This is a genomic window from Anaerocolumna sp. AGMB13020 (assembly GCF_033100115.1).
Lineage (GTDB): Bacteria > Bacillota > Clostridia > Lachnospirales > Lachnospiraceae > Anaerocolumna.
The window spans coordinates 20,837-44,203 of the sequence record NZ_CP136910.1 but is presented as its reverse complement, the minus strand read 5'-3'; the positions used below and the strand labels follow the sequence as shown (position 1 = coordinate 44,203).

Genomic DNA, 23,367 nt, shown 5'->3' with positions numbered 1-23,367 from the left:
ACTTCAACTTTCTATTCTTATTTATACCAAATACGGCTTTTCTCCTCAGGTACCGTATGAAACAGTTCCGTGGAAAGATATCTTTCACCGGTATCCGGCAGAATAGCAAGAACTGTCTTCCCTGCATTTTCCGGTCTTTTTGCAACAAAAGCTGCGGCAAAGGCTGCGGCTCCCGAGGATATACCAACCAAAAGCCCCTCTTCTTTTGCAAGTGCCCTCGCAGTATCGATAGCCTCCTCATTTTTTACCCGGTAGATTTCATCGATAATCTTTGTATCCAGAACAGAGGGTACGAACCCTGCACCAATACCCTGTATTTTATGGGGATTTGGATTACCACCGGAGAGGACCGGTGATGCATCCGGTTCTACTGCAATGATTTTTATATCCGGATTCTTTTCTTTCAGGTAAGCACCTGTTCCGGTTACGGTTCCACCGGTACCGACACCTGCTACCAGAATATCAATTTTACCACCGGTTGCCTCCCATATTTCCGGTCCTGTTGTAAGCTTATGTATTTTAGGATTCGAAGGATTATCAAACTGCTGCAATATGATACTACCAGGTGTCTGTATATGAAGTTCCTCTGCTTTTCTTATGGCTCCCTTCATACCGAGACTTCCCGGTGTCAGTACCAGATTGGCACCCAGTGCCGTTAAAAGTGTCCGGCGTTCAATACTCATAGTATCAGGCATAGTAATTATGAGTTTATAGCCCTTTGCTGCTGCAACAAAGGCCAGGCCTACACCGGTATTACCGCTGGAGGGTTCAATCAGCACAGAATCTTTATGAAGCAGACCTTTTTCCTCTGCATCGGCAATCATGGAATAAGCAATACGGTCCTTTACGCTGCCTAAGGGATTAAAATATTCCAGTTTCAATAGCAGATTGGCATCTGCTATTTTCGCCAGTTTTGAAAATGCCAGCGGTTTTAATATTGGTGTATCTCCTATCAGATCTGTCAGATTTTCTACAATTCTGCTCATTCTACTTCCCCCTGTTTAATAATTTACTGCTTCCTTTATATTTTCTCGTGGATCTTTTGCATACCAGCTTTCTGCCAGGGGCAAGGACACATTGGCAGAGACATTCTTTACAAAATTGGTGTTTTTAAGAATCTTTGCTGCTTTTCTGGCTAATTCGAAAGCACCTGAATACCCCATATAATTAAGTGTCTGACCAAAGAGCGGGAAGTTCGGGATGCCAAGCTTGCTCACCCATCCATTTGCATTTAGATGCCCTACGTACAAATCTGGTTTTAATTTCTTCAATAAATTCAACTCTTCTGCCGGCTGTCCTGCTCCCACCTCTACTAACAGTTCGAGATCTTCCATATCCTCCAGGATATCTTCTACAAAACGGTCCACATTATGAGCTTTCACACCCACCAGCTCCATACCCAGAGAACGGAAGAATTCAGCTGTTGTAAGGATACGGGTCTCACCTCCGCCAACAAAGATCTTCTTGCCGGTAAGAGATGCCTTTAATGGTTCCAGGGCTTTCTTTAATTCTGCAGTTTCAAAAGCAATCAATTTCTCTGCTTCTTCTTCCAAATGAAAATATTCAGCAATCTTTCTCAGCCATTGATTGGTATTTCGTATACCTATAGGCAGGGTATCGATTAAATAATCTGTTCCAAAACGTTCCTTTAAATGCCCTAAAAGATAGTCGTCATGGGTTGCACAGATACTTACATTCAAGGCAGCTTCACCAATATGCGCAAGATCATCTATCGTTGCATGAAGGGGCAGAACCTTTGGAATCAGCCCGATTGCACTTAATAATCTTGACAGTTCAACCTCATCCCCATTGGAATTGGAGCCAACATTAAAGATGTTGACGGTTCGGCTGATACGGTATTTGTCCTTGATATCTCTTATATCATCTGCTCCTGGGATTGCGCTGTTTTCCTTGGCAGGAGGATCGATCAGATGTTTTAGTACCCCATGATAAGCGGAGTCATAACCAGAAGCTACATACTTACTCTTAAAGCCCTCACAATGAACAGGAACAATTTTAGCTGCAGTACGGTCCTTTAGTTCCGTTACAAGAGAATCGATATTGTCGCCGATAATTCCCGGAACACATCCGTTGGCTATAACGATTGCATCGGGATGATATTCACTTTCTGCATAAAGCACCGCTTTTCTTAATTTATCGATACCACCCTGGACAACATCCAGCTCATCCATATTGGTATGGAGCCATATGAAATCTTCACTTGGTTTACCCTTAGAAGCCCTCATGGTTTTTCTAAGTCCGCCGCTGCCAACAAAGCCAGAGCAGCATCCCAGCGGAGAATGAACTATCATAACTACATTTGTAAAGCTGCTGACGATACCCACGGCAAGGATTAATTGGCACCCTCCGCTCTGAGAGAATTTTCTGTTTTGCAGCTGTGCACAGCCAGATTTTATACCTCCGGATAATTGTCCGCAGGAACCACAAAAAGCATGACAGGCACCAATTCGTTCTTCTCTGGTCGGTGGAGCATCCGCTCCAAGATAATTATAGGTTAAGCTGTCCGCATAATTTCCCATCGATATTCTTCCTTTCTTATATTCCATTTCCATAATTTGAAGATAACTTGTTTATCAGTTTCATACGAAGGCATAACGAAACCTTCTAAAATAGTCAGAATATATCACCTCTTATAGATACTTGCTCTATTTTCAATCTGCAACACTCGTTGATTATCTGGCAGCTACCAGTTCACTGATTAAATCTTCAACCAGCGTCAAGCCGCCTTTAAAACCAGTGTATCCTTTACTTAATACAACTCTGTTACTGACGGGAAATGCCACAGATAAGAAGCCGGCACCAAGTTTTTCAGCTAATCCTCTTTCAATTCCACTTCCTACTACAAAGGCTGGACCAAAAGCATCATAATATTTCTGATTGTGGTTATAGGGCCAGCTGTTACGCACTTCCTTTATCAATTCACCGGCATTTCGTTCAAAGACTACTTTCGGCCTGGTTTCAGAAGTCAGATTATCAAACTTTTTCTCATATTCTTTCTGTACCTCTTCTTCCGTTATATCATGAATGGAGGTTATAAAAGGAATCCACCCCAAATCATTGGCTAGAAATCTGCTTAAAGGATAAGCATAATAGCTGTCTGCTGCTATAACGACATAACGTTGGAAATCAATATCAGAATATATATCAACAATTCTCTCTAAAAAGGAATAATAATACTTCTTTTCCGTTTCAATTACAGCTTCTATATGTTCCTTTTCCACTCCCAGTGCCTCACCTATCTGATATAGAAAAGTTTCCGTGCCGGAAGGACCAACAGGTAAATCTGCTTTTATATAAGGGGTTCCATGGAGCTCTTCAAACAACTCTGCAGACTCTTCACCTGCCTGACCGGTAAATAATATATTAAGGCTCGCTTTGCCATAAGATCTGATATCTGCAATGGTATCCCCAGTTCCGAAGAAGGTATTTGCCTTTATTCCAAGGAGGCCTAAGAGTCGTTTGATTTCATCCAGGTTTCCACGGTAAAATACATCATGGCCAGGAACTGTTCCCAACAGATTAACAGTTGCCGCTTCTTTACTTACAGAGGGTTCAATAATATCCTTAATCAGGGTCTTAACAACAGCATCATAACCTTTGAAGGTGTTGCCTAAAAATCCTGGTGTGCTTGCCCCTATTACATTCCTCTCCTTAAAACGTTTTGCTACATTAACTGCATCATCCCCTATGATTTCTACCTGACATCCCGTTACTACGATAAAAAGATCTGCATCGAGAATTTCCAGTGAGCTCTCTATTTGTTCTTCCAACCGGTCTTCTCCGCCAAAGACAATATTATTCTCAGAAATATTGGTAGTAGGTATCATAGTCCCGCCGCAATATCCGGTTCCCCTATAACCTGATGCCAGATTATACGTTCCTGACAGTGCCGCTGCACATCCTCCTGCTGCATGGACAATAGGTATTACCCTGTTAAGACCTGCGATAGTAGTTAATGCCCCTCCCAGAGCACATGAAAATTTAGCGCGTTCAATAAAATCTGCCAAAATACATCCTTCCTTTCCATTCTGTTCAACTTCCGGTTATTTTTGAATAAAAAAGAGACACATGAACAGTAGTATACTGATACATGGTCTCTGGTTTTCCAGTCAACCTGCATGAAATTGTAATCTTTACAAACAATTGAATTATAGCTGTATCGTGGTAATCCTATCCTGAACATCCGATTCGCCAAAGTCTAATACCTTTAGCTTTTTGGGAATTATTTTATAAATATTGTGAGTTTCCTCTGTTATTTTAATATTAGGATTTTTGTTCAGAATCACTTCTCTGCCTTTCTCAAATTCTTTGTTGCTGTTTAACAGCCATGCATCTCCATAAATTGTTACATTGAAATATTTCGAGATAAACTGATTGTCATGCTGAAACAGAACCGCTATGTTGTTATTACCATCAATTTGTGTATTCTTATTACTGGATTTAGCAGTTGAAAAATATATGGTGTAACCAGATACTCCGTAACCTCCCAGTATACGAACATCAGGGCTCCCCTCTTTATCAACGGTTGCCAGTACAATTCTTTGGTTTGCTTTTAGATACTCCTTTATCTTCTCCTCTGATGCGGACATTCTTTTCTCCTTCCTTTTTGTTCGGTAATCAATATTAATTGCCCCTGACCTCCTTTCATTTTATAAAGATATGGAAAAATTTCAGAACAGGTTATGCTGTCTAAAATTAAAAATGGGCCTAAGAAAACATATACCTGTTTTCCTAAGCCTCCGGTTATCCGGTCAACTTAACCTTTATTTTATTCTTACTTTCTCATTTTTCTCAATCTGTACAATTTTCCCATCCTGAATTACAACTGTTATTGATCCGAATTGTATGGATTCTATAAATTCTACTATTCTTTGAATGTCGTTTTCTCCTACGCAATTTCTCTTAGCAGGTTTCTTTCCACTATCCACTGTTTCACCTCTCAGATTGAGTATTCATACTTATCATATATGAATTATATGTATTGTTTTTGTAAGTATAACTTTTCTGGCTAACTTTGTCAATAGTTTTTTGAATTTATTTTTGTGTTCGTTTACATTGGAAACACAGAAAAAACTCCAGTGATTTCCGGCGTAGAAAGATATCAAAAAGATAGCTTATTCCTTCCTGTTATCTACCAAAAAACTACTGGAGCTGATCTATTGGAAATTAAATTATATCTCTAAGCGTTGACTTACGAAGCGGTATAAATATTCCTCTGCTTATGAAATACCTGTCCATTTGCCTTCTTTCAGAAAATACGCAGCGCTGCTTGATGCCTTTTCCGTCACTTCTTCCGGATATCCCATAACTTCCAGAAGTTTAATTGCATTTTTAGAAACTGCTCTTCCTCTGATCAACTTATAATCAAAAAGAACATTTCTATCTGCGATTTGCTCTTTAAAATGATAATTGGCAAAGCGGCTCTCTAATATATGAGTCAGCTCAATATCGTGGGTTGCTGCAAAACAGATGGTATTGGTCTTACTTAAATGATACAGTATCTGCGAAGATGCAGCAATACGTTCAAGGGTATTGGTTCCTCTTAATACTTCATCTACGAAGCATAATACTGGTATTTTGTCATTGGTCTTATCCAGAATCCGTTTTAAAGACTTAATCTCAACAATGTAATAACTCTCATTTCCCAGCAGGTTATCCTGTAAAGCCATGGAAGACATGGTCAGGAAAAAGCTTGCTTTATAGGTAGTGCTTAAGGAGGTATTAATTGTCTGCGCTAAGATAGCGTTAATTGCCAGGGTTTTTATGAAGGTGGATTTGCCGGAAGCATTGGAACCGGTTATTAATACAGAACCATTTGTATGAATGGAATTAAGGACCGGTTTTTCAATCATAGGATGATAAACATCCTCTGCTTCGATAAAAGGCTTCTTTTTCTGCTCCAGTATGGGTATGGAATAAAAAGGCATCATCTTCCGGAAAGAAGCTGCTGCAATACAGCTGTCTAAGAGTCCCACTGTTTCATATATTTCATTTAATGCTTTTCTATTCGCTTTAAAACAATCAATCATTGAATAAAATTTTATAAGATCCATGTGAAATATAATCTTAAGGTAATCAAGTATGATATCACTTAAATTACCATTGGCACTTTTAAGCCCTACTAAAAAAGAACCGTTACGAAACCTCTTAAAAGCTGCTTTTGAGCTTTTAAGTTTTGCCGTGTATTCCTTCAGTTCGGGATTACTAAACTCTGCTATATCATTTATTCCATCCAGTAGACGGATGATATATGCACAAATTGTAAAGTATACCTCGATTTTACCTTTCGTGTGGTAATACTGGTATACATTGTGTAAAAATAAGATTACGGCTAAGGTCCCTCCAATCATCGGATTAACAGCGATAAGTCCTAACGATATCAAAAATCCGGAAACCATAAATATATGTGGCCATTTACCAGAAGACTCCACTGCCTCAAGGCGATTGATATATTCGTATACAGATATGTTGCTGATCTTACCCATTTTCCATAAAGAAAACTGCATCGCCACACGGGTCTGTTGATTTTTTTCAAAGAAATCCATTAACTTCTCCCGCTCTATAAGTTTACTGTTATCGAATTGCAGCTGATGCAGCATGGCAAATAAATACTCTTCTCCGATTGCACTTTCCGTATGATTCATGAGCATAAATATCTCATCCATACTAATATCATTCCAGGTTATGTGATCAACATCCTCTGGTTTCTTTATTACATTGTAATAAGCCGCCAGTGACCTGAACTTTTCTGAGGTATATTCTTCTTTGGGTATCTTCCCCCACTCGTTTACAAGTTCCAGTTTAATATTTTTATACCATTTTCTCTTATCATGAACACCCTTTATAACAAATACCAATGTTATAAGGAGAATCATAAGCATAATCTCCATCCTAACCTCCACTTTTCTTTATTTTCTTGCTAATAATTAACTTTTCTTGTTATTTTTCCCAGTCAATAATCTTAAAAAAAGGGCTGCAGTAGGCAGCCCTTATATTATGCTTTATTGCATATTTTAATCATTAATAATTCTTACCATTCTAATTGGTGAGCGATAATACATATTCGAAATCTTGATACCAGTTCTTGGATTACTTGCATGAATAACCTGCCCGTTTCCTATATACATAGCAACATGGTTAATGTAACTTCCGCTGCCGTAAAATACCAAATCACCTGGCTTTATATTGGATGAATTTACGCTGGTCCCTGAATATGCCTGGCTTCTGGAAACTCTGGGCAAATAGTAGCCATATTTTGCATAAATTCCCATAGTAAATCCTGAACAATCCGTACCGTTTGTAAGGCTTGTGCCGCCCCATACATAAGGGTTACCTAAGAACTGCTTCGCATAAGCTACCATCTGTGCTCTTATACCTGAAACACCTGCTGCCAATTCATCTACTGATACTGCCTTCTCCAACTGATAGGATAAATCAATATACTGTCTTGCAACATAACCTTCATCTGCATCAATCTTTACTTTTACCCAGTCAGTTGTTACAGAAGTAACTTCTAATTCCTCATCAATGGGAACGCTGGTTACTACACCGGCTAACAAGCTGGCTTCCGATCTTACATTTAAGGTTGGTGTGTTTACTGTTGCTACCAGACTTCCTACTTTTTTCGCAAGGGCAGCTGCTTTATCTCCTGTAATTAAAAACTCCTTCTTAACATATCCAGTAACTTTGCCGGATTTGATCTTAACCCATCCGTCTTTATCTTCATTGATTATAGTACAGCCTGCATTTTTAGGTAATTTAGCAATAATTTTCTGATCTTCTCCAGCAGCTTTACGGATATTAAGATGATTCTCTACATCCGCTATTCCCAAATTGCTATAGTCGTATGCAGCAACACTTGATTCCCATGTAGCAATGGTAATTTCAGAGGATGCTGCCATATTGCCGGAATTATAATAATTATCCAAGGTTACCGAAATACCTGCTAATGGTTGTTCACCATAGACAGTTTCCGCACTCGTATACTTGGAATTTAAGGCAAATAAAAAAGTACCGGCGATACAAACGCATGAAATCTTTATGAATTTGGTAGTGCGATGGTTCATTTGGTTCCTCCTGTTTGCTATCCCTCATCATTTAATATGTATTTGCCGTTCAACTCTAGTTGTTACAAATATATTAAATTTATTACTGAGTTATTATAGCAATAGTTCAAACTTTTGTCAACACTTTGCCTTACTTTTGTTATAAATATATAATTTATTTGTAAGTATTTCCGTATTGGAGATTAATATTCGTAAAACAACCGGTATTGACAGAAAGTTCGTTCTCTATTTGTAGAATTATGACGAACCATGAAATATAAAAATTGAGCACTTGAAACTGTGAATCCTCATAGTGTTGGAGCCTTCAGAGCGGTACTCTGAATGAGTTTTCAGACAGAACCTGGCTATTTATCAAAAAAATGCACCTGCAAATGTTAGCTGACTAATACTAACATTTGAGATGCACTTACGTCCCTGCTATATAGCAATTAATTCATAAATAACTTCGCTGCAAATATCACTTTCTGGACAACGATGATCAAACCCGCTATCAGATAATAATACAGATGATACCGCCATTACTTTCATTAATGATCTTCTGCATGGTCTCCTGGAGCTTAATCTGACTGTCATCTGTCATCTTGCTGATTTTAGAATTAATTCCTTCTTCCACCAGCTGCTGAATGGATTTTCCGTATATATTTGTCTCCCAGATTCCCTCCGGATTCTCTGAGGAATTCTTCCGTATATAATTGATTAAATCGTTCGCCTGTTCTTCACTGCCTACAATAGGTGCAATTTCCGTCTCTATGTTTGCCTTGATCATGTGAATAGATGGTGCTGTAGCCTTTATCTTCACACCGTATTTATTACCATGCTTCATGATTTCAGGCTCTTCAATAAGAATTTCTTCTTTCACAGGATTTACGACTCCGTATCCTTTCTGGCGTACCTCTTCACATGCACCAGATACTTTCGTATACTCTTTCTTAACATTTGCCAATTCTCTGATCGTGCTGATAAGCTGATATTCATCACCGATGGGAACTCCGATAAGATCGCTTAAGATATTGTAATAATAAACATCATCAAACTCAACAAATACCTTTACAGCACCATTTTCCATCTCAACCTTGTCGATTTTGAACCGGTTTACAAACTTACTGTCCGTAAGCATATTCTCGCTTCTTACATCTCTGATCAAGGTCAGGCGTTTCAGTAATTGCTTAACAGCCTCAATTAAATCCTGTTTCAGCCAGTGGTCATCGGGTAACATCTCTGCCCACTTTGGAGTATGGAAATTTATTTCCGATACCGGGAATACCGAGAGGATATTTGTCATGATATGGTTAATATCTTCTTTTCTTAGCTGCTCACAGTTAACAGCCATACAGGTCACATTATACTTCTGGGCAATATCATCTGCCAGATTCTGACTGGTCTCCGAATAAGGTCTGTTGGTATTAAGCAGTACGATAAATGGTTTCTTTAATTTCTTTAATTCTCCGATTGTCTTTTCTTCTGCTGAGATGTAATTATCCCTTGCAAGATCACCAAAACTGCCGTCTGTGGTTACTACAATTCCAATAGTGGAATGGTCGTTAATAACCTTTTGGGTGCCGATTTCAGCCGCCTGGGTAAAAGGTATCTCATAATCATACCAAGGGGTCTTAACCAGACGTTCCTGTTCATTTTCAATATGTCCGGCAGCACCATCTACCATAAAACCTACACAATCAATTAATCGGATGTTAACTTTCGTATCATCTCCCAGTTGAATCTGGGCTGCTTCTTTGGGAATGAATTTAGGTTCGGTGGTCATTATGGTCTTCCCGGCAGCACTCTGGGGCAATTCATCAATTGCTCTTTCTCTGTTATGCACATCAATGATACTTGGTATTACCAGAAGATCCATAAACCTTTTAATAAAAGTCGATTTCCCCGTTCTTACCGGCCCCACCACACCTATGTATATGTCACCGCCTGTCCTAGCCTTAATATCATTATAAACATCATATATCTGGCTTGATGTATACTCCGGTGACGAATATTGCTCCAACATACACATCCTCCTTTCGGTTATACTTAAACATATGCAGGTGTATTCCATTTAATGATTTGTGTTATATAATTCTATGATTAATTTTTCCAAAAAAATCAGCACTTTTCTACGCAGAAAATATTTTAGATTTTTTTAAGAATATTTCCCTTTTATTTTCGATATATTATGGTAAAATATCATGGTGGTTTTAAAAACTACATAATAAAAAAATACATATGATTGGAAGTAGAATGAAATGCTATATCAAATTATAAGTGATAGTTCCTGCGATTTACCTATGGATTATGCAAAAGAAAACAACCTTGAAATTATACCTTTCTACGTATCTTTTGACGGAGAAAATTATTATAAAGAGGGTATTGAAGTAGAACATGAAGAATTCTATCATCGAATGATTACCGATCATGTCTATCCTAAAAGCTCACTTCCTTCTATAGATGATTATTTAAAGGTGTTCAAAAAATACGCAGCAGAAAATATTCCAGTTATCTGTATCTGCATAACTACCAAATTCAGTGGTTCCTATCAATCAGCAATAACTGCAAAAGAGATATTAACAGAGACCTGCCCCGATGCCCGGATAACTGTTATTGATTCAAATATAAATACCGTACTGCAAGGTATCTATGTAAGAGAAGCTGTACGGATGTTAAAGGATGGTATCAGCTATGAGGCTGCAATAGAGCATCTGGAGCGGATTAAAAGCACTGGAAGAATCCTCTTTACCATAGGCTCTATGGATTACCTAAAGAAGGGCGGCAGAATAGGGAAACTGCTTACCTTAGCCGGAGACACTCTGGGTATTAAGCCACTTATTATCTTAAAAGAAGGCGAAATCTATCCTGCCGGTATTACAAGGAGCAGAAAGAAAGCCAAGGTTAAATTATTGGAACTTGCGAAAGAACATTTTTTGAAGGTCAAAGAAAATCCCGAAGATTATGAAATAGTAGTAGGAACTGGAATTGATATGGAAGAGGCAGAAGAATTTAAAAGAGACCTGGAAAAAGCCCTGGGAAGAGAAATTCCATTACCGGTTGCCAGAATCGGAGTTACCATAGGAACCCATACTGGTCCTCACCCTATAGGTTTGGGATTAATCAAGAAATATGATATCAACTAAGGCGTGTCTGGGCTGGTTTAAATACTATACCCTTTTTTGTGGATACATGCGCGAATCAAAAAAACGTAATTTGGGACTTAGCTGATATTCTCAAAATGGCAGCACAGAAAACTGCAAACTACTTCAAAATAATAGTGCAAACTATAAGAAATGGTACGACCGGAACCCCAGATATTATCTGCTGTGATTCCTGCCATACCATTTTATTATATCTACCGTGTTATTTCTTCCATTCCAGCTCAGAGTATTCTCTTCTCTTATCACGTAATAAAAGATCGGAAACGGCTTCAATAGCCGGTTTATTCTCAAACAGCACAAGGTTAACCTGCTCGACAATAGGCATCTCCACATTAAACTTCTTAGCCAGGGCCAGTGCAGCTTTGGCAGAATACACACCTTCTACTATCTGTTTTACTTCCTTCATTGCTTCTTCCATGGTATAGCCCTGACCAATCAGATAACCTGCATTACGGTTTCTGCTGTGCTTGCTGGTGCAGGTAACGATTAAATCACCTACTCCGGATAGCCCGGCAAAGGTTTCCATCTTTCCGCCCATGGCAATACCTAAACGGCTGATTTCCGCTATTCCTCTTGTCATTAAAGCAGCTTTTGTATTGTCCCCAAAGCCAAGTCCGTCAGCAATTCCTGCTGCAAGTGCAATAACATTCTTTATTGAACCACCCAGTTCAATTCCTATGACATCAGGGCTCGTATAGACACGGAAACGTTCACTCATAAATACATCCTGAATAAAATGAGCAGTATCTTTAGAATCAGCGCCCACTACACAGGTAGTCGGGATAGTTCTGCTTACCTCTTCCGCATGGCTGGGACCAGAAAGCACCGCCACATCAGCCTGTGGAATCTCTTCTTTAATGATATCTGTCAAAGTCTCAAGGGTGTTCTCTTCAATACCTTTTCCAACATTAACGATAATCTGATCTTTCACAATATAGTTCTTTGCATTGTTTGCGGTTGCTCTGACGAAAGGAGAGGCAACTGCGAATACGATTAATTCTTTTCCTTCACAGGATGCTTTTAAATCGCCACTAATTTGGACATTCTCCGGTAATTTTATACCAGGAAGCTTATCTTTTAATTCCCTGTCATTTGTAAGCTGTTCAACCTCATTGCTAAGTGCAGACCATAATACCACATCATGTCCATTATTACCCAGCAATATTGCAATTGCAGTACCCCATGCACCCGCACCTAATATGCTAATCTTTGCCATTGATACTTCTCCCTTACTTATCTTCTATTTTTATCTTTTGTCCTAATTTATTTTCAGTTCCTTTCATAAGCCTCTGGATGTTTGCTCTGTGTTTTACAAATGCTAATATCGTAAACAAAAAGCTGATCACAAGCATATGTATATTTCCCGGATAAAATACAAGGACTGCAACGGGAAACAGGAGAGAAATTAATAAGGAACCAACGGAGACATATCTTGTAACAGCTACAGATACTGAAAATACGATAAATGCCACCAAACCTAAACGCCAGTCGAAAGCCAGCATAACTCCGCCGGTCGCTGCAATTCCCTTACCGCCTTTGAAATTCAGCCAGAAAGGGAAATTATGGCCTAATACAACTCCAAGGCCAGTGTACAGTGCTAATAAGCTTACATCTGCTCTATTCTGAAATACCAGAAAGCTGACAATAAGGATCGGGATGATCGCCTTTAAGGCATCTCCTAAAAGGGTCAAGGCACCTGCCTTCATTCCTAAGGTCCTTAAAGCATTTGTTGTTCCGGCATTACCGCTTCCATATTTTCTGATGTCAATATTGTTTGCTTTTCCAATAAAATAGCTGGTAGAAAAGCAGCCGCACAAATATCCTACAATCAAGCATATAATAATTCTTTGCAGCATGTTATTCTTTTTCCTTTCGCTCCCTGATGAAAAATTTAAGTGATGTTCCGGAAAAACCAAAGGCTTCCCTTATCTTATTCTCAATATATCTGGTATAGGAAAAATGCATCAATTCTTTATCATTAACAAAGATAACAAAAGTAGGCGGTTTCACGGATACCTGTGTTATATAATACAGCTTAAGGCGTTTGCCCTTATCTGAAGGCGGCTGCTGAAGAGCAACTGCTTCTGTCATAATTTCATTCAGGACACCAGTTGCAATTCTTAAGTTCTGATTCTGTATAACCTGCTCTATCAGATCAAAAAGTTTGTTCAGACGCTGTCCGGTAAGTGCTGATACGAATATCATTTCCGCATAGGGCATATAGGAAAGAACACCTTTTATCTCATTGGTATGCTTATAGATGGTCTTATCATCTTTCTCGATTGCATCCCACTTGTTAACAGCAATAATGATTCCTTTGCCGCGTTCGTGTGCGATTCCTGCAATTTTCGCATCCTGCTCTGTTACACCTTCTTTTGCATCAATAACCAGAACAACCACATCTGCACGTTCTACTGCAGATACTGTTCTTACAATACTAAAGCGTTCTAATTCTTCTTTGATTTTGCTCTTTCTTCTAAGTCCTGCTGTGTCGATAAATATAAATTCTTTTCCATGGTATTTAACCGGAGTATCAATAGCATCGCGTGTGGTTCCGGCAATATCTGATACGATTACACGGTTCTCACCAATCAGCTTATTAATAATAGAAGATTTACCTACATTAGGTTTCCCAACAATAGCAATACGGGGGCGTTCATCCTCAACTTCCCTTAAATCCGCCGGATTAAAATGGCTGATGACTTCATCCAGCATATCTCCAAGTCCAAGCTTGGAAGATGCGGATACCGGATGGGGATCTCCTATACCAAGGTTATAGAATTCATATACATCAGGCATTAATTTATCAAAATTGTCTACCTTATTAACTACCAGAATGACCGGTTTGGTAGAACGTCTCAGCATATCTGCTACTTTAAAGTCATCATCTACAAGCCCCTGCCTTACATCCACCAGGAACATAATGACATCGGCTGTCTGAATTGCAATCTCAGCCTGCTGCCTCATATAGGATAGCAGTACATCATTGCTCTGCGGCTCAATTCCGCCTGTGTCAATCATAGTGAACTGTTTGTCAAGCCAGGTGACATCCGCATAGATCCTATCCCTTGTAACTCCGGGAAAATCCTGTACGATAGCTATTCTTTCACCAGCAAGTGCATTAAACAACGTCGATTTACCTACATTAGGTCTTCCGACAATTGCAACAATCGGTTTACTCATTTTATAAAAATTCCTCTCTTTTATTTGTCATAATCCTTGAACCAAACTGCTCTTCTGTCTTTTTACAGTTACTTGGGTATACGGTACTGTGTCTTATGAAGGTATTATTGGCTCAATTCCTATATAAGCTTAGTCATTTATCTGGTATCTTTATAAGTTCTCATAATTTATGAACTTCCACAGATAATAAATTCCTTATATTCAAGTCACTTTTACCGGGAATAGGCAAATGGATGAAAACTTATATATAAAGATTTTCCGTCTGATTTTACAATACAAATCCCAGTTTGTAAAGCCTTTTCAACAGGTTCTTTCAAGATACCAGGAAAGAGAATCCCTTACCATAGAGGCAAGGCATAATTATTCTCTTTCATTTACTCCTAAATAGTATATCAGTAAGAGGAATATTTATCAAATAATTTTTCATTATTAAGTATATTGACATTCTCAAAAGTACAGGTACATAATAAGATAAATGCATAAAGAAAGGAGTCAGACTGCAAAACTCAAGAAATTCGGCAAAATATTTACAAAATATAATTTCTTAATACGCAGCGTGATTAATAAATGGACATCCAGTTAAAACACAACCTTACAGTAAAAGAATATAATGATTTAAGAGAGAGCGTAAATTGGAAACCGCTTCCCGAAGCACAGGCACAAAGAGGTCTCAACAATACCTATTATCTGACTGCCGCGGTGTATAACGGACAAACTGTTGGTATGGCAAGATTAATCAGTGACGGCGGATATGTTGCCTATCTGGCAGATGTTATTGTAAACGAGAATTATCAGGGACATGGGTTAGGCAGAATAATTCTTGATGATATGCTGGATTATATTAAAAACACCCTCTCTCAGGGAGATATGGTCATGGTTGTTCTGGTTGCCGCTAAGGGAAAAGAAGAATTTTATGAAAAATTCGGTTTTATTAACAGACCCAATGATATCTATGGATCGGGTATGACTTTATTTATGAATGTATAAAATTCAGCCTCCCAAAACGGTTGACTTACCATTTTTACCATGCTATAACTATATAGGTTGAAGTTTTACAAGCCTTAACAAGGCTTGCTTTATATAGTAATAATTTACATCCAATCTACGAAACATTGTAAACGTAATAATCCTGTATCAGACATAATTTAGGAGGATAAGCAATGCCTGAGAATACCATGAAGAGCCCTATCGCCCCTTTAAAGATAATATCCCTGGAAGGTTTTAAGCCTTTGGCTGAGAAAATCGATAAGCATATCTCAACTTCTCGTAAAAACAAAGAGGAAAAAAACAATTACAATCTCTCTTTTCCCGGCTACTATAAGGACAGCTATCTGGTTAATGCCCAAGTACCTCGTTTTAGTTCCGGTGAAGCCAAGGGTGTCATAAAAGAAACTATCCATGGAAAGGATCTTTTTATATTAGCTGATATCAGCAACCATAGTCTTACGTATAATCTCTATGGTGAAGAAAACGGAATGTCACCAGACGATCATTTTCAGGATTTAAAACGCCTAATTGATGCCTGCAACGGAAAAGCCAGAAGAATCAATGTGATACTTCCCTTCCTGTATGAAGGCCGCCAGGACCGAAGAAGCAATCTGGAATCCTTAGACTGTGCCACAGCCCTTCAGGAACTGGTAGAAATGGGTGTACAGAATATCATCACCTTTGATGCCCACGAGGCCAGGGTACAAAATGCGATTCCTTTAGAAGGCTTTGATAATTTCTATACCTCTTATCAGTTCCTTCAGGCTTTCCTTAAAACAGAAAATGGAATATCCATAGAAAAAGAAGACCTGATGGTAATAAGTCCTGATGTAGGTGGTATGTCAAGAGCCGTATTCTACTCCAATATCTTAGGTGTGGATATGGGTATGTTCTATAAAAGAAGAGATTATTCCATCGTCAGTAACGGCAAGAATCCCATTATTGCTCATGAATTCTTAGGCGGTGATGTCGCAGGAAAATCTGTTTTTATTGTTGATGACATGATTGCTTCCGGTGAAAGCGTATTAGAAGTTGCAGCTGAATTAAAGGCAAGAAAAGCAGAAAGAATTTATATAGCCGCGACCTTTGGCCTTTTTACCAGCGGTATTGATAACTTTGATAAAGCTTATGAAAAAGGTATTATAAACAGAGTTTATACCTCCAATCTCATTCATACTTCTAAAGAAGTACTAGATAAGCCCTATTATACCAATGTAGATATCAGCAAGTATCTCTCCCTGATCATCGATACCCTCAACCATGACTGCTCTGTTGACGGTATCATGAACTCCAGTGCACTGATAAGACAGCGTTTAAACGATTACAGGGAGAACTATCGAAAAAAACATTGATTTACTTATCTATCATTAAAAAAGCAGCTAATGTTCCCCTCTTTCCTTTTGATGCCCTATGTGAAAATAAAAGTTCTGAATTACAGCAGGTACACAGATTACTGATATGAACATTATCAGCTGGAATTCCTGCAGAGGTTAGAACAATACGGTTTACTTCCCATAAATCCAGCTGGTATTTACCGGCTGGATTTTTTTTAAGAATTCTATCGAAATTTCCCTTCAGCTCCGGTTCAAATTCCCTTATAAATTCCTCAGCCACTTCTGCACTGATTTCATAACAATCCTTACAAATGGAGGGACCAATAAGAGCCGTTACGTCAGAAAGGTCCGTATCAAATTCACGCTTCATGGCTTCCAGGGTTTTCTGTCCCATACGCCCAACAGTTCCCCTCCAGCCGGAGTGGCTAAGTCCTATGGCTTTGTTTCTCTTATCTATAAAATATAAGGGAACACAATCAGCATAAAAGGTTGCAAGCGGGATTCCAGGCACCTTTGTTATAAGGCCATCAACCTCCTCATAATCTCTTGGACGAAACAAACCTTTACCTCTGTCAGCTTCCGAAACCAACCTGACATTTGTTTTATGTACCTGATGGGTGGCAACCACATCTTCAAGGTTTATGTTTAGACTTTCACAGATTCTTCGATAATTTTCATCTACTTTTTCCTTCGTATCTCCCACTGAGTAGGAAAGGTTTAAGGATTCAAAGCAGCCTTCACTGACTCCTCCAAGCCTTGTGGTAAATCCATGCTTGATAAAAGGTATCTCTGACAATGCCTGAAACGTCAGAAAAGGTGTTTGTACATCTGTGTGTAATTTCATTGTATTACTCTTTTCTAACAATACTCTTCCTCCCATCTGTGTGTCCTGGCACACATCTATATTCATTCAATAGTAACGACAACCTTACATGACAGCATCAAAAGCATTCTGAATCAGTGTTATCTCCTCTCCTACTATCCCTACTACATCAAATCGGCAGGGAGTATCTTCGGAAATCTGATGCTTATACATATAGTATCTTGCAGCTTTCGTTATATTCCTGGTTTTTCTTAAATTTACAGCCTCAAAAGGTGACCCGCTTATTAGATCTTTGCGAAACTTTACTTCGATAAAAACAAGCACCTCTTTATCCAAGGCAATCAAATCGATCTCTCCCTGTCTACTGAAAAAATTGGAAGCCAAAATGACATATCCTGCCGCTTTCAGATACTCGGCAGCTATTTGTTCTTTCTCATTTCCGACAGTTCTTTTGTTATATATGATACCCCTTCTTTCCAGGCATATTTAAAAACACCTCTGTCCGTTTCCAAACATGCACAAATGCTATTTCCTTACTTTAGATTTTATACGATCCATATCATCTACAAATATCATAATTTCAGAGACCACTTCATATAATTCCGGCGGGATATAATCACCCAGATCTAACTTAGATAAACTAGCTGCCAGCCTGCTGTCCTCATGTACCGGTATTTGATTTTGTTTCGCGCCTTTTAAAATCTTGTCTGCCAGAAATCCCTTACCGGTTGCAATAATCCTTGGAGCAGCATCTTCTTCATTGTAGCCCAGCGCTATTGCTGTTTTATTCATAAAATCGGAATCTTTGTTCTCTTTTGCATCCTGCTGGTTTCCACTATCAGATTTAATAAGTCTGTCAGGCTTCTTAGCATCCATAAAAATTACTCCTCCCATTATGTATATCTTAAGGGTGTCAGATAAAATTCTTAATAAAACTCATTCTATGTAAAGGTGTTGGACCAAATTTTTTCAGCGCTTCAATATGTTCCCCTGAGCCATATCCTTTGTTAGAGGCCAAACCATAAGCAGGGAATATCTGATCATAAGCTGTCATAATACGATCTCTTGCAACCTTGGCTATTATACTAGCCGCCGCTATGGAAACACTCTTTGCATCCCCTTTAATAATAGGCACCTGTTTCATTGGTACCTGTGGTATGGTAACAGCATCATTTAAAAGAATATCCGGTGTTACTTTCAGATTACCGATAGCCTGACGCATTGCTTCATAGGTCGCCTGCAGGATATTGATTTCATCAATTTTAGCTGGTGGAACAGAACCCACTCCGACTGCGATAGCTTTCTCCATGATTTCATCATAAAGCTTCTCTCTCATTTTCTCAGTCAATTGCTTGGAATCATTTATATAAAGAATATCGCAGTTCCTGGGAAGAATGACCGCTGCCGCCATAACCGGTCCTGCCAGCGGACCTCTTCCCACTTCATCAATACCACAGATATAAGTATATTCTTCATATTTTCTCTCATATGAATTCATTTCGTATATTCTGTTTTTTTCTTCTGCCAATGCAGCAAGTCTTTTTCTATGCTTATCCAGAAGGCTTTTTACACCTGTTCTTGTATCCTCTTGATATTTAACTATCATATCGGCGATTTCATCTTCTTTGGCCAGTAGAAACTCCTCTTTGACAGCCTGTATACTCATTCCCATAAATAAATATCCTTATTCCTTTCGTTACTTTCTTATGTAAAACTTTATTTTCATACTCGTGTTACACCTTAATTCCAATTCCAGAAAATGAAATGGCTAAACTTTAGAAGGGTTTATAACCCCCTGCATTAAGTCTCAACTAGCCTTATTCTATAAGGCTGATTAAGGCCAGGTATTACATTTTCAGATGTTGCCTCCCTAGATTGATAAAACAAAAGAGAAAGATTGAACCTCTTTCTCTTTGTTTCAATCTCTTGTAATCGGCAATTAAGTGATATAGCTATTATATCAGATATCTGCGTAATCCAAAAGATTCTTTATTATTTTATTCACTTATGGAATTATCTGTCTCTTCCACTAAAACTTCACTTTCGATTTCCGGCGGGAATTCAAGAGTTACCTTTCCAAGCTTTGCATTACGAAAATCATCCACCAGAAAACCGGAAGCTTTTTCAAGATCCAGATCTCCTCCTTTTAATAAACAACCTCTTTTCTTTGCAATAGCCGCAAGATTTTCTACTGCATCTTCGCTTTCAATTATACCATAGCGTTCGGCTAAGGCTCCCTTGTAATACATAGTCAGAAAAGATATGAGATTAAGGCTCATGGAATAGCTGTTTAAAATATCATCTCTAATTGATCCGATTAAAGCAAGGTGCAGACCAACTCTCTGATCCTCAAATTTTGGCCATAGAATACCGGGAGTATCTAAAAGTTCAATGGATTTATTTAATTTAATCCATTGTTTTCCCTTTGTTACACCAGGTTTGTTTCCGGTTTTCGCAGAAGCTTTACCTGAGATGCTGTTAATAAAGGTAGATTTTCCCACATTAGGTATACCAACAACCATGGCACGTAATGGTCTGTTAAGGATTCCTCTTTTTCTGTCTCGTTCTATTTTAGCTTTGCAGGCTGTTATAACGGCATCGTTCACTTTTCTGATGCCGTCTCCTTTTTTGGAATTAACAAGTGCTGCTATATATCCCTGGCTTTCAAAATATTCCTTCCATTTCTGGTTCTGAACATCGTCTGACAAATCATATTTATTTAACAGAATAACCCTTGATTTATTACCGGCTATCTGATTAATATCTGGATTTTTACTGCTCAGCGGAATACGTGCATCCACCAGTTCGATGACTACGTCGATTAACTTCATATCTTCCTGCATCACACGTTTTGCTTTCGACATGTGACCGGGATACCATTGAAAATGCATTATTCCTCCTCCTTTACGGTATTTAATTTATTTATAAAGGCAAAGCCATTTTCTCTAATCCAGGCTTTTCCTATAATATCACCCGTTACAATATTGCCTATATTGGCAAAACGGCTGTCTTCACTGTTGTTTCGATTGTCTCCAAGGACAAAGAATTCATTCTCCTCCAGCTTGATTTCTTCCTCCGCCAAGCCAGCATTGGTAATAACCTCTGTTTCAACAGATTCCTTAAGTATTGTACCGTCTATATATACTTTTCCGTCGATGATACGGACAGTTTCACCGGGAAGACCAATGACTCTTTTTATATTTAAGTAGCTATGTTCTTTATCCGACTGTTTAAAAACTATTACATCAAATCTTTTTGGATCACTAAATACATATGCAAATTTATTGATTAATATATTATCCTGATCTTTCAGGGTACTTTCCATGGACTGACCAGACATCAAAGTCTTTTCCAACGCATAGTGGGTAATATAATAAGCCAATGTTACAACTGCGGCTATCTCAATGAGCCATATGAGCAGAGACATTACTACTTTTTTTATTATTGGGCCCTTGTCCTCTTTTTCAAAATCATATTTCATAAGAACCTCTCTTTTAATATCCTATGTTTAACAATAGGCAGCTTCATGAAACAGGATAATAAAAGGGACAATACTATAAGTAGTTGTCCCTTCCCATTTTTGGTTACGTGCAATTATTTTACGATTTCTTTAACTTTAGCTTTCTTACCTACTCTGCCACGTAAATAATTTAACTTAGCTCTTCTAACCTTACCGTGTCTGATAACTTCAATCTTCTCAACACTAGGGGAATGCAGGGGCCAAGTCTTCTCAACGCCGATACCGTTAGAAGCTTTTCTTACAGTAAATGTCTCTCTAGCTCCACCGTTCTGTCTCTTTAAAACAGTACCTTCGAAAACCTGTGTTCTTTCACGATTACCTTCTTTAACTTTTGCATATACTTTAACAGTATCGCCTACGTTGAAGTCTGCGATTTCGCTTTTAAGCTGAGCAGCTTCGATTTCTTTAATAATGTTATTCATTTATGTGACCTCCTTAAATTCGATGTTCTTAATACCTTGCCTCGGTTAAACAGCTTGTACAATCCTGTTAATGGGCGTTGTATCAGAGGACCATCCCATCTCACAACAACTTACTATAACATGCCACACCAGAAAATGCAAGTAAATTCTCTTTATTTAAATGAAGTTTTCTCATTTAGTTAATGCAGCTGTTTAAGGGTTCCCGACTTCATGCCACCCATCGGGTGCTCGGTGCAAATCGGTCAAGTGTATCCTTTGCTCCTAACTAGTAGTAAAGCCATATGTTATTATAATTTTATGATACTAGTCCAAGTAAACTTGTCCAGGAATAAAAAACAGACACACAGGCAAAGTACAACTTATATGTTTGAATGTACTCCCCTCTACTGCCTGTGCGTCTATTATGATAATACACTCGACTACCTTGGTAGTCAATAGACACTTATGTCTATTTTATGTTTTTATTATATATTTTAAGCCTTATTGATTATTTTTTTAAGATAGGTTCTATCCTTCTCCGACAAAATAGCCTTTTCCATTAAATCCGGCCGATTCTTAATTGTTCGAAGGAGGGATTGCTGTCTTCTCCACTCCTCAACCTTGCCATGATGTCCGGATAGCAACACTTCAGGTACTTTTCTGCCTTCAAACTCTTCCGGCCTGGTATATTGGGGGTACTCTAACAGGTTATCCTGAAAAGTCTCAAACTCAGCAGAAATCTCGTTATTTAAAACTCCCGGTACCAGTCTGCTGATTGCATCAATCATAACCATGGAAGGAAGCTCTCCTCCGGTTAATACATAATCTCCGATGGAAACATTATCTGTTACGATCATTTCCAGAGCACGTTCATCGATTCCCTCATAATGACCGCAAAGAAAGATCAGGTTCTCTTCTTTTGCAAAATCTTCTGCCATAGACTGGTTAAAAACCTTTCCCTGAGGCGTAAGATATACAACTCTGGGAGCCTTTTCATTTCCGCAGACCTCTTCATTTTCCGCTGATGCAGTTATCTGTTCTTTCACTGAACGATAAGCCCTTACTACCGGTCCGGCTGCCATAACCATTCCAGCGCCGCCTCCATAAGGATAATCATCCACTCTGTTATGTTTATTTTCTGAGAAATCTCTGATATCAACCGTATTTAACTTAAGAATACCTTTTTCCACAGCCCGTCCAATTATACTGGCAGACAATCCCTGCCTTATCATCTCCGGAAAAAGGGTCAATACATAAAAATTCATGCCATAAACCTTTCTGTTACAATATTTCCTCCTGCCATCCTATAGTCTTTTCCAACACAACATGAAACTATAGTAATCCAGGCATTAAATGTACGACTATCTTTTTATTTTCAACATTGACATCTAAAATACATTCTTTAATAGAGGGCAGAAGAATTTCTTTCTTTTCTTTGGTGGTAACAACATAGACATCATTTGCACCGGTTGACAGTACATCTGTTAAAATACCCAATTCTTCCCCTTCATCGGTAATAACGACCGAATCCAGAATATCACAGATAAAAAATTCATCCTCCTCTAATTTCACTGCATTTTCCCTTGTAACCAGCAAATCACAGCCTTTGTATTTTTCTATATCATTTATATTATCAAATCCCTTAAATTTCAGGATAGCCCACTGTTTGAAAAATTTGACTCCTGTAATTTCAAGTTCCATATATTCTTTTTTCGTATCTAAAAATACCTGTTTTAATTGCTTAAATCGCTGCATATCATCCGTGGTAGGAAATACTTTAACTTCACCTTTGATTCCATGGGTAGAGGATATTACCCCAACTCTTAAATAATCTTCCATTGATACTCCTTATCAATCATACTGCAAATGTTATTTATGTATATTCTATACTA

23 protein-coding genes are annotated in these 23,367 nt (G+C 38.4%); 3 read left to right on the top strand and 20 right to left on the bottom strand.

Annotated elements, in window-relative coordinates; translation table 11 throughout:
* Positions 1–17: 17 nt before the first annotated feature.
* The 8 genes from cysK to spoIVA all read right to left on the bottom strand — a co-directional run bounded on the left by cysK (position 18) and on the right by spoIVA (position 10,089).
* Positions 18–986, bottom strand: a complete 969-nt coding sequence (gene cysK / locus R2R35_RS00210; RefSeq protein ID WP_317732493.1) for a cysteine synthase A — start codon at positions 984–986, stop codon at positions 18–20.
* Positions 987–1,001: 15 nt separating this feature from the next.
* Positions 1,002–2,540 (bottom strand): nitrogenase component 1, encoded by a 1,539-nt coding sequence (locus R2R35_RS00205; protein WP_317732492.1) that lies wholly within the window; start codon positions 2,538–2,540, stop codon positions 1,002–1,004.
* 153 nt (positions 2,541–2,693) lie between these two features.
* Entirely contained in the window at positions 2,694–4,028 is a 1,335-nt protein-coding gene (locus R2R35_RS00200; protein WP_317732491.1) for a nitrogenase component 1, read from the bottom strand.
* Positions 4,029–4,169: 141 nt separating this feature from the next.
* Positions 4,170–4,610, bottom strand: a complete 441-nt coding sequence (locus tag R2R35_RS00195) for a pyridoxamine 5'-phosphate oxidase family protein (RefSeq protein WP_317732490.1) — start codon at positions 4,608–4,610, stop codon at positions 4,170–4,172.
* Positions 4,611–4,784: 174 nt separating this feature from the next.
* A complete protein-coding gene (locus tag R2R35_RS00190) occupies positions 4,785–4,949 on the bottom strand; it encodes a YezD family protein (protein ID WP_317732489.1) in 165 nt (54 codons plus the stop codon).
* A 291-nt stretch (positions 4,950–5,240) separates the two neighbouring features.
* Complete coding sequence (locus R2R35_RS00185; RefSeq protein ID WP_317732488.1) at positions 5,241–6,911, bottom strand: MutS-related protein; 1,671 nt, start codon at positions 6,909–6,911, stop codon at positions 5,241–5,243.
* 123 nt (positions 6,912–7,034) lie between these two features.
* Positions 7,035–8,087: a C40 family peptidase gene (locus tag R2R35_RS00180; RefSeq protein ID WP_317732487.1), complete on the bottom strand. Its 1,053-nt coding sequence runs from the start codon at positions 8,085–8,087 to the stop codon at positions 7,035–7,037.
* A gap of 490 nt (positions 8,088–8,577) precedes the next feature.
* Positions 8,578–10,089, bottom strand: a complete 1,512-nt coding sequence (spoIVA, locus tag R2R35_RS00175) for a stage IV sporulation protein A (protein ID WP_317732486.1) — start codon at positions 10,087–10,089, stop codon at positions 8,578–8,580.
* A gap of 235 nt (positions 10,090–10,324) precedes the next feature.
* Between spoIVA and R2R35_RS00170 the strand changes: the two genes are divergently transcribed.
* Positions 10,325–11,209 (top strand): DegV family protein, encoded by an 885-nt coding sequence (locus tag R2R35_RS00170; protein WP_317732485.1) that lies wholly within the window; start codon positions 10,325–10,327, stop codon positions 11,207–11,209.
* A gap of 220 nt (positions 11,210–11,429) precedes the next feature.
* Here the strand turns inward: R2R35_RS00170 and R2R35_RS00165 are convergent, their stop codons facing one another.
* Genes R2R35_RS00165 through der form a run of 3 tightly spaced genes read right to left on the bottom strand, consistent with a single transcriptional unit; the run spans position 11,430 to position 14,410 of the window.
* Positions 11,430–12,443, bottom strand: a complete 1,014-nt coding sequence (locus tag R2R35_RS00165) for an NAD(P)H-dependent glycerol-3-phosphate dehydrogenase (protein WP_317732484.1) — start codon at positions 12,441–12,443, stop codon at positions 11,430–11,432.
* 13 nt (positions 12,444–12,456) lie between these two features.
* Positions 12,457–13,083, bottom strand: a complete 627-nt coding sequence (gene plsY / locus R2R35_RS00160) for a glycerol-3-phosphate 1-O-acyltransferase PlsY (RefSeq protein WP_317732483.1) — start codon at positions 13,081–13,083, stop codon at positions 12,457–12,459.
* Position 13,084: 1 nt separating this feature from the next.
* On the bottom strand, positions 13,085–14,410 hold the full coding sequence (gene der / locus R2R35_RS00155; protein ID WP_317732482.1) for a ribosome biogenesis GTPase Der: 1,326 nt from the start codon (positions 14,408–14,410) through the stop codon (positions 13,085–13,087).
* A gap of 567 nt (positions 14,411–14,977) precedes the next feature.
* Between der and R2R35_RS00150 the strand changes: the two genes are divergently transcribed.
* On the top strand, positions 14,978–15,397 hold the full coding sequence (locus tag R2R35_RS00150; protein WP_317732481.1) for a GNAT family N-acetyltransferase: 420 nt from the start codon (positions 14,978–14,980) through the stop codon (positions 15,395–15,397).
* Between the two features lie 173 nt (positions 15,398–15,570).
* Complete coding sequence (locus tag R2R35_RS00145; protein WP_317732480.1) at positions 15,571–16,749, top strand: ribose-phosphate pyrophosphokinase; 1,179 nt, start codon at positions 15,571–15,573, stop codon at positions 16,747–16,749.
* A gap of 1 nt (position 16,750) precedes the next feature.
* Here the strand turns inward: R2R35_RS00145 and pgeF are convergent, their stop codons facing one another.
* The 9 genes from pgeF to rimM form a co-directional block, all read right to left on the bottom strand.
* Positions 16,751–17,575 carry a peptidoglycan editing factor PgeF gene (gene pgeF / locus R2R35_RS00140; RefSeq protein WP_317732479.1) on the bottom strand — a complete coding sequence of 275 codons (825 nt, stop codon included), beginning with the start codon at positions 17,573–17,575 and terminating at the stop codon, positions 16,751–16,753.
* A gap of 84 nt (positions 17,576–17,659) precedes the next feature.
* Positions 17,660–18,016, bottom strand: a complete 357-nt coding sequence (locus R2R35_RS00135; RefSeq protein WP_317734859.1) for a YraN family protein — start codon at positions 18,014–18,016, stop codon at positions 17,660–17,662.
* A 63-nt stretch (positions 18,017–18,079) separates the two neighbouring features.
* Positions 18,080–18,430: an EscU/YscU/HrcU family type III secretion system export apparatus switch protein gene (locus R2R35_RS00130; RefSeq protein ID WP_317732478.1), complete on the bottom strand. Its 351-nt coding sequence runs from the start codon at positions 18,428–18,430 to the stop codon at positions 18,080–18,082.
* 37 nt (positions 18,431–18,467) lie between these two features.
* A complete protein-coding gene (locus R2R35_RS00125) occupies positions 18,468–19,226 on the bottom strand; it encodes a ribonuclease HII (protein WP_317732477.1) in 759 nt (252 codons plus the stop codon).
* 325 nt (positions 19,227–19,551) lie between these two features.
* Positions 19,552–20,445, bottom strand: a complete 894-nt coding sequence (gene ylqF / locus R2R35_RS00120) for a ribosome biogenesis GTPase YlqF (protein WP_317732476.1) — start codon at positions 20,443–20,445, stop codon at positions 19,552–19,554.
* Positions 20,445–21,035, bottom strand: coding sequence for a signal peptidase I (gene lepB, locus R2R35_RS00115; RefSeq protein ID WP_317732475.1), 591 nt, complete (start codon positions 21,033–21,035; stop codon positions 20,445–20,447). Before lepB ends, ylqF begins: the two co-directional genes overlap by 1 nt.
* A gap of 113 nt (positions 21,036–21,148) precedes the next feature.
* Positions 21,149–21,496, bottom strand: a complete 348-nt coding sequence (gene rplS, locus R2R35_RS00110; protein ID WP_033166397.1) for a 50S ribosomal protein L19 — start codon at positions 21,494–21,496, stop codon at positions 21,149–21,151.
* A gap of 473 nt (positions 21,497–21,969) precedes the next feature.
* Positions 21,970–22,740 carry a tRNA (guanosine(37)-N1)-methyltransferase TrmD gene (trmD, locus tag R2R35_RS00105; RefSeq protein ID WP_317732474.1) on the bottom strand — a complete coding sequence of 257 codons (771 nt, stop codon included), beginning with the start codon at positions 22,738–22,740 and terminating at the stop codon, positions 21,970–21,972.
* Positions 22,741–22,807: 67 nt separating this feature from the next.
* The gene (gene rimM / locus R2R35_RS00100) at positions 22,808–23,314 is read right to left on the bottom strand and encodes a ribosome maturation factor RimM (protein ID WP_317732473.1); all 507 of its coding nucleotides are present in this window, start codon (positions 23,312–23,314) and stop codon (positions 22,808–22,810) included.
* Positions 23,315–23,367: the final 53 nt, after the last annotated feature.